This is a genomic window from Rhodococcus sp. IEGM 1408, from assembly GCF_033142235.1.
In the GTDB taxonomy this organism is placed as follows: Bacteria; Actinomycetota; Actinomycetes; order Mycobacteriales; family Mycobacteriaceae; genus Dietzia.
The window spans coordinates 33,041-48,787 of the sequence record NZ_JAWLRW010000004.1; the positions used below are offsets into that span (position 1 = coordinate 33,041).

Genomic DNA, 15,747 nt, shown 5'->3' on the forward strand with positions numbered 1-15,747 from the left:
CTATCACGCCGCGGACACCGAACCCAGGAGAAGCGGAGAGACGATGACCGGTGCGCATGCCCCAGGCGGTCCGGAGCGACTGCACCTCTCAGTGATCACCCCTGGGTACAGCGCGCTACCGCTTCTGGCGGGAGACGATCGCGCGGAGCTCGACGATCTTGACTGGCACCTCCCTGACGGTTGCATCCCCGGTGAGACGATCCTCCACGTGGCCGGAGGTGACCGCCCCGCCATTGTCGGATGGGACGTGTTGATCGAGGTGCCGCAGAACGAGGATGGGCTCGACTTCGATTCCGTGGATCTATTCCCCTCGGGGATTTCCGTGCTGGCGGTCGAACGGCGACTCGGATACCCACTCCCCGATCTTCCGGGCACGATCGAGCCACCCCGTGCCGAGGAGGTGTTGGAAGCCGTCGAGGCGGAGGCAGGGTCACCGACCCCGTGGAGAGAACTTGAGCCCAGAGCCTGCCGCACGCAGCGGGATCCGGAAGGCCGGCTCCGCGAAAGCGGGTGCCCGATCTGCGACGCAGAAGAAATCCCTCTGGAGACCCATATCCTTGACGGCCATATCCCCGAGGAGTTCGCCCAGTCCGTCGAGGTGTGCAACGCCTGCCACGACCTTCTCCACGCGCCGCTGCCGGCCGCACTGGACGACCTCGTCGGACGGAATCGCCCGCCGTGCCCGTCCTGCTCCGCCATGCGCACCCACCGGGTCATCTGGGGTATGCCGGCCCTGCCGATGCTGCCGGGGTACGAAGCCGCGGGGTGCGTCCTTCCGGTGGTGTCCGAGGAGTTCGCCTGCCCCGACTGCAGGCTGCGGTGGACCGAGGAGGACTCCTACTTTCCACAGGTGCCCGATGCGAGCCCGGACGAACGTGTCAGGGCCCGGCTCGCGGAATCCGAGCGGGTCGGAGGCGGCGCCCACCCCGCCCTGCTGACAGCCGGGCGACTGGTAATGGGCCGCCTCTTGTCGTCACCGAAGGATGCGCCGACCCCAGCGTGGGATGGACCGGCGTCCACCTGTGACCTCATCGGGGACGACGGACGGATCTACACCATCGATCTCGAGTCCGTCCGAGCCCTTGATTACGGGACGGACCACCCCGGCTCCTCCGACCGGGAGAGCACACCTGCAGGAAGCCGGAAGACCGCGATGATCGTCGACAGCGCAGGGTCGGAACTCTACGAGGCACTCGACGCCGACCTGGGGCAGGTCACACTGGCGAGTCCGTTCTTGTCCTACGCGGTCGCGAAGGAGCTGGCGGCGCGGGCCACCGACTCGGGGCACTATTGGTACCTGCTCACCCGCCTCGACGCACTCGCAGCAGCAGGCGGCTACCTCTCGGTCGACGGGCTGCGCCTTCTGCTCGAGGCCGGTGTCGAGATTCGCGACTGTCCCCGGCTACACGCCAAGGCGTACGTGGTCGGACGTCGGTTCGCGATGGTCGGGTCTGCCAATCTAACTAATTCCGGGCTCGGCGACGCCGGGAGTCCGAACCTCGAACTATCGGTCAGGTTGCCCGGGTCCGAGGTCCGAAAGGTGCAGAAGACCCTGGACGAGTGGTGGTACGAGGGAACTGCCGTCGGGACTGACGAGCTGACCGACCTGCAACAGCGTGCAGACGCCCTTCCCCGTCCCCCTCGGGTTATTCGCGAGACCGAGGGGGGCACCAACGAGCAGCTCGCGTCCATCGTCGAACAGCTCATCGGCGACGCGCGAGCCACCGATGTGGGCCTCTGGGTCAAGGCCGTGGACGGAACCCCGGATCCCGACGACTGGAACCCTGACGGCTGGTTCTCGTCCCATTCCGGGAACCGCCCGGGATTCAAGCCCGGCGATCTCGTCCTGCTCTACTCCAAGGAGAAGGGCGGCTGCGTGGGCGCCCTCGAGATTCTCGACGACCCCAGGCACGACCCGGAGTTCGTCACGGACCAGATCGGAGCCGAGTCCGGGCAACGGTGGCCATGGGTCAACACAGCACGACCGCGATTGATGCCCCTCGGAGATGCGGTGGTCACCGGGTACGAGATGGGCGTCAATAGACAGGGGCTACAGGGAGGCCGGATCCGAATCGGCCTGTCGGAGTTCGCGGGGGTGGTGCGCGCGCTGGCAGCCGGCTGCGAAAGGCTGTCCCCGAGCGGTCAGGTCTCATTCCTCGGTTAAGAGTTCGTGCCCTTGCTCCCCCGCTCGACAGACTCGCCGAGGACCCTGCTGCGGACGGTGTAGCGCAGGAACGCCGGGAAGGCGATCGCGGCGATCACCACGCCGATCACCACCAGCACCCCGCCGCCGGCCGCGGCGACCGCCGTGCCCACCGACGCCGCGGCCACACCGTGCGCCACGTCGCCGATGCGCGGGCCGCCGGCGACCACCACGATGAACACGCCCTGGAGTCGGCCGCGCATCTCGTCGGTGGCCGAGTCCAGCAGGATCGCCTGGCGGAACGCCGCGGAGATCATGTCCACGGCGCCGCCGAACGCCAGCGCGATCACGGCCAGCCACAGCCACCAGGCGGAGCCGTCGGGCGAGGCCGCGCCCACGAACAGCCCGAACGCCACCATCGCCACGCCCCAAAGCGCCACGCACACCAGCACGGCCAGGCCCTGCCTGCGCACCCGCGGAATCCAGCCCGAGAACACCCCGCCCAGCACAGCGCCCACGCTCATGGCGGCGAACAGCAGACCCAGGGCGGTGCCGCCGGACGCCGGGTCGCCGAAGGTCTCGGTGGCGATTTGCGGGAAGAGCGCCCGCGGCATGCCGAAGACCATGGCGATGATGTCCACCAGGAACGAGGCCAGCAGGATGCGGCGGGTGGCCAGGTAGACGAACCCGTCGAACACCGACCGCAGCCCCGCGGACCTGCGCTCCCCGGAGACGGGCTGCGGCGGCAGCCGGAACACCGCGTACAGGGTGGCCAGCAGCGCGATCGAGTCGACCAGATACAGCGTCTCCAACCCCACCACGGGGATGAGGATGCCGGCGGTCAGCGGTCCGACGATCGCGCCGAACTGCATCACGGTCATCATCAATGCGCTGGCCGAGGCCAGCTGGTCGGACGGGATGAGTCGGGGGATGATCGCCGACCGGGTGGGTTGGTTGACGGCGAAGAACGCCTGTTGCACGACCAGGAGGATCATCACCAGCCACACGTTGCGGTTGCCGGCCGCGGCCTGCGCCCAGAACAACACCGCGGTGACGATGAGCCCGGTGGTGGTGACCATCAGCAGCTTGCGGCGGTCGAGCGCGTCGGCCAGGGCGCCGCCCCACAGTCCGAACACGATCAACGGCACGAGCGCGAAGACCCCTGTCAGCCCCACGTACGCGGAACTCCGGGTGATCTCGAACACCTGCTGCGGGACCGCGACGATCGACAGCTGGGCGCCGATCACGGTGACGATGTTGGCGATCCACAGCCTGCGGAAGTCCGGCTGCGCCAGTGGCCGGGTATCCGCGAGCTGCCGCCTCAGGAGTGACACCCGGGGCAGGCTACTCCGCAGCCCGCAGCCCGCAGCCCGCGGCCCGCAGCCCGCAGCCAGCAGTCCTCAGCCCGCACACGCCCCCGCGGCCGCGGCCCGGCCCTGCCCGTCGGACCGACCGCCTATCCTTCGAAGAGCCACGCGATCGACGCACGATTGCGCACTCGCTGCACCACCCCATCACCGACCAGGCCGGCGCCCACCGCGCCCGAGGAGACCTGATGACCACAACTCAGACCGACCACGAGCAGGCCGCTCGCACGCAGACCGCTGTCATCGTCCTGGCCGCCGGCTCCGGCACCCGGATGAAGAGCGCCACCCCCAAGATGCTGCACCGCGTGTGCGGGCGGACGATGCTCGGTCACGCACTGCACGCCGCGGCCGGGATCCAGCCGGACTCGATCGTGGTGGTGGTGGGTCATCAGCGCGAGCAGGTCAGGTCAGCTGTCGAGGACCTCGCCGTCGACCTGGGTGTCCCGGTGACCACCGCCGTCCAGGAAGAGCAGAACGGCACGGGCGGCGCGGTGGCCTCGGGCATGGCAGCGCTCCCCGCCGATTTCTCGGGCACGATCCTGGTCACCACCTCGGACATCCCGCTGCTGGACGCCCACACCCTCCGCGAGGTGGTCACGCGCCACGACATACGGCCGCGCGCGGCCGTCACCGTCCTGACGTCCACGGCACCCGACCCCACGGGGTACGGCCGGATCGTGCGGAACGACGACGGCGAGGTGCTCAGCATCGTCGAGCACAAGGACGCCTCGCACGACGAGCTGGCGATCGACGAGGTCAACTCCGGCATCTACGGCTTCGATGCGCAGGTCCTGCGGGACAAGCTGGGGAAGTTGAGCACGGACAACTCGCAGGGTGAGCTGTACCTGACCGGCATCATCCAACTGGCCCGGCAGGACAACGGGCTCATCCGTGGGCACCGGATCGAGGATCCTGACCTGGTCGCCGGGGTCAACGACCGTGTACAGCTGGCCGCGCTCGCCGGCGAGATGAACCGCCGCCTGTGCGAGACGGCCATGCGGGAGGGTGCCACCATCGTCGACCCGGGCAGCACCTGGGTCGACGTGGACGTGAAGATCGGCCGCGACGTCACGATCCTCCCGGGCACGCATCTGACCGGCTCGACGGTGATCGGCGACACGGCGACCATCGGACCGGACACGACCCTGCAGGACACCACCGTGGGCGAGGGCGCGACCGTGGTGCGAACCCACGCGGTGGGCGCCTCCATCGGGGCCCGGGCCCAGGTCGGGCCGTTCGCGTACCTGCGGCCCCAGGCGGACCTGGGCGAAGGCAGCAAGATCGGCACGTTCGTGGAGGTCAAGAAGTCGCGCGTAGGGGCCCACTCCAAGGTGCCGCACCTGACCTATGTCGGCGACGCGCAGATCGGCGATCACACCAACATCGGGGCGTCCAGTGTGTTCGTCAATTACGACGGGGTGAACAAGAACCGTACAGTGATCGGCGATCACTGCCGCACCGGTTCGGACACAATGTTCATCGCGCCGGTAACCGTCGGAGACGGGGCCTATTCGGGCGCGGGTACCGTGATCAAGGACGACGTCCCGCCCGGTGCCCTCGCGGTCTCCGGCGGACGACAGAGGAACATCGACGACTGGGTGATCCAGAACCGACCGGATACCGGCTCGGCCGAGGCCGCCCTTCGTGCCCGGAACGACTCCTAGAAGGACGGACTCACGCAGTGAGCGAGTGGATCGACAACCAGAAGAATCTGATGTTTTTCGCGGGGCGCGCGCACCCCGAACTCTCCGATCAGGTCGCCGCCGAGCTGGGGATCGAGGTCACTCCCCAGACCGCCCGGGACTTCGCCAACGGCGAGATCTTTGTCCGCTTCGAGAAATCGGTCCGCGGCTGCGACGCGTTCGTGCTGCAGAGCGCCCCGGCGCCGGTGAACAAGTGGATCATGGAGCAGCTCATCATGATCGACGCGCTCAAGCGGGGCAGCGCCAAGCGCATCACCGCGGTCCTGCCGTTCTACCCCTACGCCCGCCAGGACAAGAAGCACCGGGGACGTGAGCCGATCTCGGCCCGCCTCATCGCCGACATGCTCAAGACCGCGGGTGCGGACCGGATCATCACGGTGGACCTGCACACCGACCAGATCCAGGGCTTCTTCGACGGTCCGGTCGACCACATGCACGCGCAGGGCCAGCTGTCGGACTACGTGCGCGAGCACTACGGCACCGACAACATCTGCGTGGTCTCCCCCGACGCCGGCCGCGTCAAGGTGGGCGAGAAGTGGGCCGACGCCCTCGACGGCGCCCCCCTGGCCTTCGTCCACAAGACCCGCGACCCCAACGTCCCCAACCAGGTGAAGTCCAACCGCGTAGTGGGCGACGTCGAGGGCCGCACCTGCGTCCTGATGGACGACATGATCGACACCGGCGGCACCATCGCCGGCGCGGTCAAGGTGCTCAAGGACGCCGGGGCCGGTGACGTGATCATCGCCACCACCCACGGCATCTTCTCCGACCCGGCCGCCGAGCGCCTCGCCAACTGCGGCGCCAAAGAGGTCATCACCACCGACACGCTGCCGATCCCGCCGGAGAAGCGGTTCGACAACCTCACGGTGCTGTCCATCGCCCCGCTGCTGGCGCGGACCATCCGCGAGGTCTTCGAGAACGGCTCGGTGACGAGCCTGTTCAACGGCTCGGCCTAACATGTCCGCCGACGTCGCCGGGGATTCGGGAGCCGCTGGGCACCTGGGGGACGCGGGGGACGCCACGATCTTCCACAACCCCCGCTGTTCCAAGTCCCGGCAGGCGCTGGAGCTCCTGCGTGAGCGCGGTGTCGAGCCGACGATCATCAAGTACCTCGACACCCCTCCCACCGTGGAAGAGCTGCGCACGCTCATCTCGGACGCCGGGCTGACGGTCCGGCAGGCCGTGCGAGTCAAGGAGGCCGAGTTCACCGAACTCGGCCTCCTCGAGGCCTCCGACGACGAACTGCTCGAGGCGATGGTGGCCCACCCCAAGCTCATCGAGCGGCCCTTCGTCGTCACACCCAAGGGCACCCGCCTGGCTCGCCCCACCGCGGCCGTCGAGGACATCCTCTAGCGATTTGTCGCCGCCCGTGACCCGCCGCTAGGCTGGTGCGGTCATCTCGGCGAGGGAGGGCCCGTGTGCGGGCTACTCCGTTATCGACGCGATCTTGATCGGTGTGGTCCCTGGCGGGCCGCCCGGGCGATCGTCTCGGTCGCCGGGGAGGTCATCACCCGCAGAGCGCAACATGCTCCCCACCGAGAGAAGGTCCACCATGGCCAGAGAAGTCAACAACCTCACCACCCAGATCCGCTCCGAGTTCGGCAAGGGCTCCGCCCGCCGCGCCCGTCGCGAGGGCCTGGTCCCCGCTGTGCTCTACGGCCACCACACCGAGCCGCGCCACCTTCTCCTGAACTCCCTCGAGTTCTCCGCGGTGCTCCGTGCGCACGGCACCAACTCCCTCCTCACGCTCGACATCGAGGGCGAGGAGCAGCTGGCCCTGCCCAAGCAGATCGACGTGCACCCGCTGACCCGCATCATCGAGCACACCGACCTGCTCGTGGTGCGCAAGGGCGAGAAGGTCGTCGTCGAGATCTCCCTCACCCTGACCGGTGACTCCGCGCCGGGCACCCTGGTCACCCAGGACGCCAGCTACATCGAGGTCGAGGCCGACGCCACCAACCTGCCCGAGGACTTCGAGGTCTCGGTCGAGGACGCCGCCGCCGGCGTCCGGATCACCGCCGCCGACATCGAGCTCCCCGCCGGCACCACCCTGGTCTCCGACCCGGAGATGCTCATCGTCAACATCATCGAGGCGCCGTCCGAGTCGGACCTCGAGGCCGGCGAGGACGAGGGCGTCGCGGGTGCGATCGCGGAGACCCAGGCCGCCGACAAGGCCGAGTCCGCCGAGTAGTCCTCCCTGCTGCTGCTCGATCGGCAGCGGGAACACTGCGGGCCCGGTACGACCACTCGGTCGTGCCGGGCCCGCGGCCATTTCCCTGCAGCGTCAGCCGAGGATCAGCCCGACGGCCAGGACGACCATCATCGCGGCGATCCCCGCGTCCAGCACCCGCCACGCCCCGGGCTTGGCAAACACCCCCCGCAGCGCCTTGCCGCCGAAGCCGATCGCCGAGAACCACACGGTGCCGGCGAGGAAGGCTCCCGCCGCGAACGCCCATCGCAGATCCCCTGCCTGCTGGTTGGCGAGCGTGCCCAGGAAGACCACGCTGTCCAGATAGGCGTGTGGGTTGAGCCAGGTGAACGCCGCGCACGCGGCCACCGCGCCCAGCGTCGAGGGCATCCGCGCGCTCCCGTCCACCTGCAGGCCGCCGCCCGGGCGAACCGCGCGGACCGCGGCGAAGGTCCCGTAGGCCAGGAGGAACACCACGCCGAGCCACTTCATCGCGGTGAGCACCTCGGGCGCCGTTTCCACGAGCGCGCCCACGCCCGCGACGCCGAGCAGGATCAACGCCGCTTCGGAGAGGACGCAGAACGCGACGATGGGCACCATCGCCACGTCCCCGCGGATCGAGCGTTGCAGTACGTAGGCGTTCTGGGCGCCGACGGCGACGATGAGCCCGAGGCCCATGCCGGCGCCCATGAGAAGCGTAGAAGTGGTGGTCACGGATCCACGCTAGGTTCCGCCCGTCGAGTAGTGCCACTACAGTTCGTGGACTACCATCAGTTCTACTTATGCTCCCACTGCACCTGGACCAGCTCCGGACCCTCGCCGCCGTCGTGGACCTCGGCTCGTTCGACGCCGCCGCCACCCACCTGCACCTCACCCAGTCGGCGGTGTCCCAGCGCATCAGGGCGCTGGAGGACTCCGCCGGCCGGATCCTGGTCCGCCGCGACCGACCGGTGACGGCCACCGAGTCCGGCGAGACGGTGCTGCGGACCGCCCGCCAGATGCTCCACCTGGAGGAGTCACTGTCCCGGGAATTCGACGGCGCGGGCGCCCCGGCCGAGCACGTGGTCCTGTCCGTGGCCTGCAACTCCGACTCGCTGGCCACCTGGTTCCTCGACGCCATGACCGAGGTCCACTCCTCCGGCCGGGTCGTCTTTGACCTCCGTCGCGAGGACGAGTCGCTGTCCTCCGATCTGCTGCGGCGCGGCGAGGTGATGGCGGCGGTCACCAGTGAGTCCCGGCCCGTCCAGGGCTGCCGGTCGCAGCCGCTGGGGTCGATGCGGTACCTGGCCTGTGCCAGCCCCGGCTTCGTGGCCCGGCACCTGCGGGACGGCTCGCCCACCGCCGCGCTGGGGCGAGCGCCCATCGTCGACTTCGACCGCAGCGACGACCACCAGAGCCAGCACTACCGGCGGGTCGCACGCCGCGAACCCACCGGCCCCCGGCACTTCATCCCCAGCTCTCACGACCACGTCCGTGCGATCGCCGCCGGCCTGGGCTGGGGGCTGATCCCAGAGCAGTTGGCCACTCCGTGGCTGGTGTCGGGCGAGCTCGCCGAGGTCTCCCCCGACCGGCCGCTCGACGTCCCGCTGTACTGGCAGCACTGGAAGCTCCAGTCCCCCGACCTCGACGCCCTCACCGCCGCCGTGCTCGACACCGCCCGGGCGGAGCTGCGCGTGTGATGCCGACTCAGTCGGAGGCCGCGTTCGCCGGAGGCAGCGTTCGGCAGGGGCAGCGTTCGGCAGAGGCAGCGTTCGCGGGGGGGGCGCGCTCAGGCCCGAGCGACCAATGGGGCCGGCGCCCGGGTCGGTCTGGGATCATGGGCACGTGAGTACCGCTGAGACCTCCGGCCCCAAGCTCGTCGTGGGCCTCGCCAACCCAGGGCCCGACTACGAGGGCACCCGCCACAACATCGGCTGGGACGTGATCCGCGAGCTCGCCTCCCGCGCCCTGCCCATGCCGGCGAGCTTCTCGGTGCACAAGCGGAGCAACTGCGAGATCGCCCAGACCCGGCTCGCCGACCAGGCTGTGGTCCTCGCGCGACCGCGCGGGTACATGAACCTCTCGGGCGGCCCGGTCGCGGCCGTCGCCAAGTACTTCTCGGTCGCGCCCACCGACGTGATCGTGGTGCACGACGAGATCGACATCGACTTCGGATTGGTCCGACTCAAGCGAGGTGGCGGCGAGGGCGGCCACAACGGCCTGCGGTCGGTGAGCAGCTCGCTGGGTACCCGCGACTACCTCCGTGTCCGCGCCGGGGTGGGCCGCCCTCCGGGACGGATGGCGGTCGCGGACTACGTGCTCAAACGCTTCTCCAAGCTCGAGCAGCCCGACGTTCCGTTCCTGATCCAGGACGCCGCCGACGCCGTGGAACTGCTCCTCAAGCACGGGTTGGAAACGGCGCAGAACCAGGTCCACCCCGCGTGAACCGGCCCCGGCGGTTCGAGCACGAGGCAGTCCTGGGCGTCGGGGCCGACCTCTTCGACCGCGCGGGCCGCGCACTGATCAACTGGGACATGCACCGCCGGGCCGGCCTCGTCGTCGTCGCCGATGGCCCCGCCGCGCCTCGCCGCATCGTCACGCTCCGGCCGCGCACCGGACCAGGGGCGTGGTTCCGGATCGCGGCACCGTGCGAGGTCACGACGGTGATCGACGGCCCCTGTGCCCGCGGCTTCACCTACCGCGCGCTGCCCGGCCATCCCGAGCGCGGCTGGGAGACGTTCGTGGTCGAGCACGACCGCGACACCGACAGCGTTCGCCTGCGGATCGAGGGCGAGTCCGCGCACGCCACGTTGATCGCCAGGCTCGGCGCGCCGATCGCCCGCGCCGAGCAGAACCGGCTCACCCGCCGCTACCTGGCGGCCCTGCGTGAGAATCACTGACCGGACAGAGCCTGGAGAGCGCGGTCGGCTCGTTTGACGACCGGGGCGATCACATTCCGTACAGAGAACGCAGCCGGTCGAGGAGCGCCACGAGAGCGCCGTTCTCCAGCGCCGCCGCGACGTCGCCGCCGCTGACCTCGGCGTCAGCCCACGGCGGCAGCGGGCGCGGCGGCGCCGACCACGACCGGAACTGTGACGACCGTGCCCGTGTCGGTGGTGATCGTCAGCGCGGTCTCCCCTGCCGGGGTTTGCGCCGGGATCGTGACCGAGATGTCCACGCGCCCGTCGAGCGGCGTCGCGTGGGCGGCCGGCCCGAAGGTCACGTCATCGATCCCGGGCACCGCGGCAAAGGTCCCGAGCGGTGCCCCGCCGAGGGCCACCGTCACCGCCACCGTGGTGGGGGCGCCGAGCGAGGTCAGGTCGAGATCCGTGAGGGTGAAGGAGTACCCCTGACCCGCCTGGACCGTGCCCGGCAGGTTCTTGGCGGCCACGGCCCTGCGGCCGAAGTCCGGGGCGATGCCGTCGGCGCGGTGCTCGGCCAGATATTCCAGCCACGCCTCCGAGTCCACGAGTCCGGTGTCCCGCACGTCGGTGCCCTCGGTGAACGCGGTGAAGTTGTCGCCACCCTCGGCGAGGAAGCTGGCCACCGCCACCCGGTAGCTCGCTGCCGGGTCCAGCGGGGCGCCGTCGATGGTGACGGAGGTGATGTGGTCGCCGGCCGGGCGGGTGGGATCGTACGTCCAGGTGAGGTTGTCCGAGGTCCCCAGCGCGCGGAACAACCGGCCCGAGTCCGCGGGCTGCCACTGCTGCTCGAGGACTCGTCGGACCTGCTCGCCCGTCAGCGACAGGGTGACCAGCGTGTTGGCGAACGGCAGGACCTCGTTGGCCTCGGCCCGGGTGACGTTGCCGTCCCGGCCGGCCGGGTTGTTGCGGAGTTCCGCGCGCAGGCCTCCCGGGTTCATGAAGCCGAGGTCGGCGCCGCCGCGGTCGATCACGGCGTCCTTGAAGAACTGGCCCACGAGGTTGCCGAGCGCGGATTCCGACTGCCGGTCGTCGCGGACGCCGGCGGAGTAGGCGGTGGTGATGTCGCCCGTGACCGTGCCGATGGGCTGGCTGCCCACGATCTCGGCCTCGGCGAGCGTGGCGTCGACGATCCGCTTGACCTCGGCCACCACCGGGTTCGACAGGTCGGCGCCGGTGGCCGACGTGGGCACCGGCACGTTCTCCTGGGTGAAGCCGACGACCTCGCGCGTCTCCGGATCCACGTCGAGCGTCACCCGTCCGATATGGCTTCCGTAGAACCCGGCCTGCAGCACGGGGCGGGCCGCCACGACCGGGTCGTCAGTGCCGGAACCGGAGCTGGCGGAGCCGGAACTCGCGGAGCCGGAGCTGCCGAGTGAACCGAGCGACCCGACTCCCCAGGCGCCGGAGCCCGCAGGACCTGACTGGACCCCCGCCCTCCGCTCACCCTCCCACGCCGACAGTTGGTGGGTGTGGCCGGTGAAGATCGCATCCACGCTGCCGGCGGTGCGGGTGACGATGTCGTCGAACACCGCGGACCGGGCCCGCGCGACCTCGATCGAGCCCGCGGCCGGGGCGCCCTCGTGGTACTCGGCCACGAGGATGTCGGCTTCGCCGTTGGACTCGTCGTCGTCGGTCAGCTGGGCGGCGACCCGGTTGACCGCGTCCACCGGATCGCTGAACTCCGCGCCCACCAGGGCGCCCGGGCTGACGAGCGTCGGCGTGTCCTGGGTGACCGCCCCGATCACGCCGACGGTCATCCCGCCGACCTCGTGGAGCGAGTACCCCTTCATGGCCGCGCCGTCCACGGTGACGTTGGCGGCCAGGTAGTCCCAGTCCGCGGCCGGTTCGATGCGGTCCCGGAGGTCTCCGGCGCCGCGGTCGAACTCGTGGTTGCCCACGGCCGAGGCGGCGAGCCCCAGTGCGTTCAGGATGTCGATGGTCGGCCGGTCGTCTTTGAACGACGAGGCGAACAGCGTCGCGCCCACGTTGTCACCGGCCGACAGCAGCAGGCTCGACTCCGCCCCGGCCTCGGCGCGCAGTGACTCGATGGTGTCCGCGAAGGCCACCGTGGACGGCGAGGAGGCCGCGATGCGGCCGTGGTAGTCGGTGATGTTCAGCAGGGTGACCTTGTCGGGCGCCGTGTGGGCAGTGGTCTGCCCAGCGACGACGGGTGCCGAGACCAGCGCCACGGTTGTGAGGGTGCAGGTGGCGAGCGCCCCGGTCGCGAGGACGCAGGCCATGACCGCGGAGAGGGGCCGGGAGTGGGGCGTGAACACGTGGATCGTCCGTTCGTCGAGAGACCTGGCCCACGCTGACAGCAGACCGGCAGGGGGAACCGCCGTGCCCACGCGACGGGAGAGGACCCGTCAGGCCATGACGCTTGAGTTAATCACCTCCCCGCCCCGGGCACCGAGCATCCGCGCCCGGTGTGACCTCGACTTATCCGAGCGCCCACCAACGTCGCGGGTCGCACCGCCGGATTGGGTGGTCCAACCTGCGCGGACGTACCCTGGGAGGACGACGGCGAGGTGCCGCCGGAGCTTTCAGGAGGACGCGTGACGGAGACCGCCGAGGACACCGGGACGACCGGACGGCCCGCTGGTCCCGACGGGTCCGGGGCCACGCCGGACGTGCGCTCCGAGGTCGCCCGCCGCCGCACCTTCGCCGTGATCGCCCACCCGGACGCCGGCAAGTCCACGCTCACCGAGGCGCTCGCGCTGCACGCCCGCGTGATCACCGAGGCCGGCGCCGTCCACGGCAAGTCGGGCCGCCGCTCCACGGTGTCCGACTGGATGGAGATGGAGAAGGCCCGCGGCATCTCCGTCAGCTCCACCGCGCTGCAGTTCACGTACAAGCCGGCCGGGCTGAGCGAGGACGACGAGCCGTACGTCATCAACCTCGTCGACACCCCCGGTCACGCCGACTTCTCCGAGGACACCTACCGCGTCCTCACCGCCGTCGACGCCGCGGTGATGCTCATCGACGCCGCCAAGGGCCTCGAGCCGCAGACCCTCAAGCTGTTCCAGGTGTGCAAGCACAACGGGCTGCCCATCATCACGGTGATCAACAAGTGGGACCGGCCCGGGCAGGCGCCGCTGGAGCTGCTGGACGAGATCGCCGATCAGATCGGCCTGGTCCCCACCCCGCTGTTCATGCCGGTCGGCATCGCCGGCGACTACCGGGGCCTGCTGCGACGCGGATCCGACGGCGCCCCCGAGGAGTACATCCACTTCACCCGCACCGCCGGCGGCTCGACAATCGCGCCCGAGGAGCACTACGACCCGGCCACCGCCGCCGAGCGTGAGGGCCAGGAGTGGGAGACCGCCGTCGAGGAGTCCGAGCTGCTCTCGGCGATGGGTCAGGACCACGACCAGGAGATGTACCTGGCCGGCGAGACCAGCCCGGTGATCTTCGCCTCGGCGATGCTCAACTTCGGCGTCCACCAGATCCTCGACGCGCTGGTCGAGCTGGCCCCGCCGCCGCGCGCGTGGGAGACCGTCTCCGGCGCCCCGCGGGAGACCTCGGATCCGTTCTCCGCCGTGGTTTTCAAGGTGCAGGCCGGCATGGACTCCGCGCACCGCGACCGCCTGGCGTTCATGCGAGTGGTCTCCGGCGAGTTCGAGCGCGGAATGGTCGTGCAGCACGCACAGACCCGCAGGCCGTTCACCACCAAGTACGCGCTCACGGTGTTCGGCCGCGACCGCACCACCGTCGATACCGCGTACCCGGGCGACGTGGTGGGCCTGGTCAACGCCACCGCCCTGGCCCCCGGCGACACCCTCTACACCGGTAAAAAGGTGCAGTTCCCGCCGATCCCCCAGTTCGCCCCGGAGCACTTCGCCGTCCTGCGCACCAAATCGCTGGGCACCTACAAGCAGTTCCGCAAGGCCGTGGACCAGCTGGCCGCCGAGGGTGTGGTGCAGATCCTGCGCAACGACGCCCGCGGCGATGCCAACCCCGTCATGGCCGCGGTCGGACCCATGCAGTTCGAGGTGGTCACGGCCCGGATGAAGACCGAGTTCAACGTCGAGGTGATCGTCGACAGCCTGCCGTACTCGATCGCCCGCCGCACCGACGCCGCCTCCGCGGACGAGTTGGGCCGCCAGCGCGGGGTCGAGGTATTCCAGCGCACCGACGGCGAGCTGCTCGCGCTGTTCGGCGACAAGTGGCGCCTGCAGTACATCAGCAAGGAGATGGAGCACCTCACCATCGAGCCGCTGGTCGCCGACACCAACTGACGGCTGACGGCTGCTGGCGAGGCAACTGACGGCTGACGGCTGCTGGCGAGGCAACTACCGCGTTTCTTGTCGTAACCAGCGCGGGGATATCCCGAAATAACCGAGATGGTTACGACAAGACCGCGACCCGGCCGGCGGTCGGGGGCTCGCCACCACGGACAGTTGGCGTGGGCACGCGGACCGCGGGCATGCTGGGTGCCATGTCATCTGATTCCCCGGTCTCCCTGCGCGTCTTCGTCGAACCCCAGCAGGGGGCGACCTACGCCGACCAGCTCGCCGTGGCCCGGGCGGCGGAGGACCTCGGGTACGAGGCCTTCTTCCGCTCCGACCACTACCTCAAGATGGGCGACGTCAGCGGGCTGCCCGGGCCCACGGACGCCTGGCTCACCCTGGCCGGCCTGGCTCGGGAGACCTCCTCCATCCGGCTCGGCACCCTGCTCACCTCCGTCACGTTCCGGCATCTCGGCCCGCTGGCCATCTCGCTCGCCCAGGTCGACCAGATGTCCGGCGGTCGCCTCGACATCGGCCTGGGCGCGGGCTGGTACGACGACGAGCACACCGCCTACGGCATCCCCTTCCCCCCGCTCGGCGAGCGCTTCGACCTTCTCGAGGACACCCTCGGCGCGCTGGAGACGCTGTGGTCCACGCCCGAGGGTGAGACCGTCACCGTGCGTGGCAGACGAGTCGATCTGGTCGACTCCCCCGGTCTGCCCAAGCCGCTGCAGCAGCGGCCGCCGGTGATCGTCGGCGGGCACGGCAAACGCCGCACCCCCGCGCTGGCCGCCAGGTTCGCCGACGAGTTCAACGTGCCGTTCGCCGGCGTCGACGCCGTCGCCACGCAGTACCGCCGCGTCGACGAGGCGTGCGCGGAGCGCGGCCGGGCCCCGGAGGAGATCATCCGCTCGGCCGCGCTCGTGCTCTGCTGCGGCCGCGACGAGGCCCAGATCGCCCGCCGCGCGGAGGCCATCGGCCGCGACGTCGCTGAACTCCGGGCCAACGGTGCGGCCGGCACCCCGTCCGAGGTCGTCGACACGATCGGCCGCTACGCCGCCGTCGGCACCCGCCGGGTCTACCTGCAGGTCCTCGACATGTCCGACCTCGACCACCTCGAGCTCGTCGCCTCGGAGGTCGCGCGGCAGCTCTGAGGCGGGGCGGCGATTCTGAGGTGAAACCGCCTCACCAGCGGTAACCGCTGGTTTATGGTC

13 protein-coding genes are annotated in these 15,747 nt (G+C 70.2%); 10 read left to right on the forward strand and 3 right to left on the reverse strand.

What is annotated here, in order from left to right:
• Window positions 1-43 precede the first annotated feature (43 nt).
• On the forward strand, window positions 44-2,164 hold the full coding sequence (locus R4P08_RS07465) for a phospholipase D-like domain-containing protein (RefSeq protein WP_317813165.1): 2,121 nt from the start codon (window positions 44-46) through the stop codon (window positions 2,162-2,164).
• Here the strand turns inward: R4P08_RS07465 and R4P08_RS07470 are convergent.
• On the reverse strand, window positions 2,161-3,468 hold the full coding sequence (locus tag R4P08_RS07470) for an MFS transporter (protein WP_317813516.1): 1,308 nt from the start codon (window positions 3,466-3,468) through the stop codon (window positions 2,161-2,163). The genes R4P08_RS07465 and R4P08_RS07470 overlap by 4 nt on opposite strands.
• 230 nt (window positions 3,469-3,698) lie before the next feature.
• Between R4P08_RS07470 and glmU the strand changes: the two genes are divergently transcribed.
• From glmU to R4P08_RS07490, 4 genes are all read left to right on the forward strand, one after another.
• Window positions 3,699-5,174 carry a bifunctional UDP-N-acetylglucosamine diphosphorylase/glucosamine-1-phosphate N-acetyltransferase GlmU gene (glmU, locus tag R4P08_RS07475; protein ID WP_317813166.1) on the forward strand — a complete coding sequence of 492 codons (1,476 nt, stop codon included), beginning with the start codon at window positions 3,699-3,701 and terminating at the stop codon, window positions 5,172-5,174.
• A gap of 17 nt (window positions 5,175-5,191) precedes the next feature.
• Entirely contained in the window at window positions 5,192-6,169 is a 978-nt protein-coding gene (locus R4P08_RS07480; protein WP_317813167.1) for a ribose-phosphate diphosphokinase, read from the forward strand.
• Window position 6,170: 1 nt separating this feature from the next.
• Window positions 6,171-6,566: an arsenate reductase (glutaredoxin) gene (gene arsC, locus R4P08_RS07485; protein WP_317813168.1), complete on the forward strand. Its 396-nt coding sequence runs from the start codon at window positions 6,171-6,173 to the stop codon at window positions 6,564-6,566.
• Between the two features lie 199 nt (window positions 6,567-6,765).
• On the forward strand, window positions 6,766-7,404 hold the full coding sequence (locus tag R4P08_RS07490) for a 50S ribosomal protein L25/general stress protein Ctc (RefSeq protein ID WP_317813169.1): 639 nt from the start codon (window positions 6,766-6,768) through the stop codon (window positions 7,402-7,404).
• Between the two features lie 93 nt (window positions 7,405-7,497).
• Here the strand turns inward: R4P08_RS07490 and R4P08_RS07495 are convergent, their stop codons facing one another.
• Complete coding sequence (locus R4P08_RS07495; RefSeq protein WP_317813171.1) at window positions 7,498-8,115, reverse strand: LysE/ArgO family amino acid transporter; 618 nt, start codon at window positions 8,113-8,115, stop codon at window positions 7,498-7,500.
• A gap of 68 nt (window positions 8,116-8,183) precedes the next feature.
• On the opposite strand from R4P08_RS07495, the gene R4P08_RS07500 reads away from it, so the two are divergent.
• From R4P08_RS07500 to R4P08_RS07510, 3 genes are all read left to right on the forward strand, one after another.
• Complete coding sequence (locus R4P08_RS07500; protein ID WP_317813172.1) at window positions 8,184-9,080, forward strand: LysR family transcriptional regulator ArgP; 897 nt, start codon at window positions 8,184-8,186, stop codon at window positions 9,078-9,080.
• A 106-nt stretch (window positions 9,081-9,186) separates the two neighbouring features.
• Window positions 9,187-9,825: an aminoacyl-tRNA hydrolase gene (gene pth, locus R4P08_RS07505; protein ID WP_317813173.1), complete on the forward strand. Its 639-nt coding sequence runs from the start codon at window positions 9,187-9,189 to the stop codon at window positions 9,823-9,825.
• Entirely contained in the window at window positions 9,822-10,280 is a 459-nt protein-coding gene (locus R4P08_RS07510; RefSeq protein WP_317813174.1) for a DUF1990 domain-containing protein, read from the forward strand. Before pth ends, R4P08_RS07510 begins: the two co-directional genes overlap by 4 nt.
• Window positions 10,281-10,423: 143 nt before the next feature.
• On the opposite strand, the gene R4P08_RS07515 is transcribed toward R4P08_RS07510, so the two are convergent.
• Complete coding sequence (locus tag R4P08_RS07515) at window positions 10,424-12,580, reverse strand: bifunctional UDP-sugar hydrolase/5'-nucleotidase (protein WP_317813175.1); 2,157 nt, start codon at window positions 12,578-12,580, stop codon at window positions 10,424-10,426.
• A gap of 279 nt (window positions 12,581-12,859) precedes the next feature.
• Between R4P08_RS07515 and R4P08_RS07520 the strand changes: the two genes are divergently transcribed.
• Together R4P08_RS07520 and R4P08_RS07525 are read left to right on the forward strand one after the other, a co-directional pair.
• Entirely contained in the window at window positions 12,860-14,542 is a 1,683-nt protein-coding gene (locus R4P08_RS07520; protein WP_411741179.1) for a peptide chain release factor 3, read from the forward strand.
• Window positions 14,543-14,742: 200 nt separating this feature from the next.
• Window positions 14,743-15,687 carry an LLM class F420-dependent oxidoreductase gene (locus R4P08_RS07525; RefSeq protein WP_317813176.1) on the forward strand — a complete coding sequence of 315 codons (945 nt, stop codon included), beginning with the start codon at window positions 14,743-14,745 and terminating at the stop codon, window positions 15,685-15,687.
• Window positions 15,688-15,747: the final 60 nt, after the last annotated feature.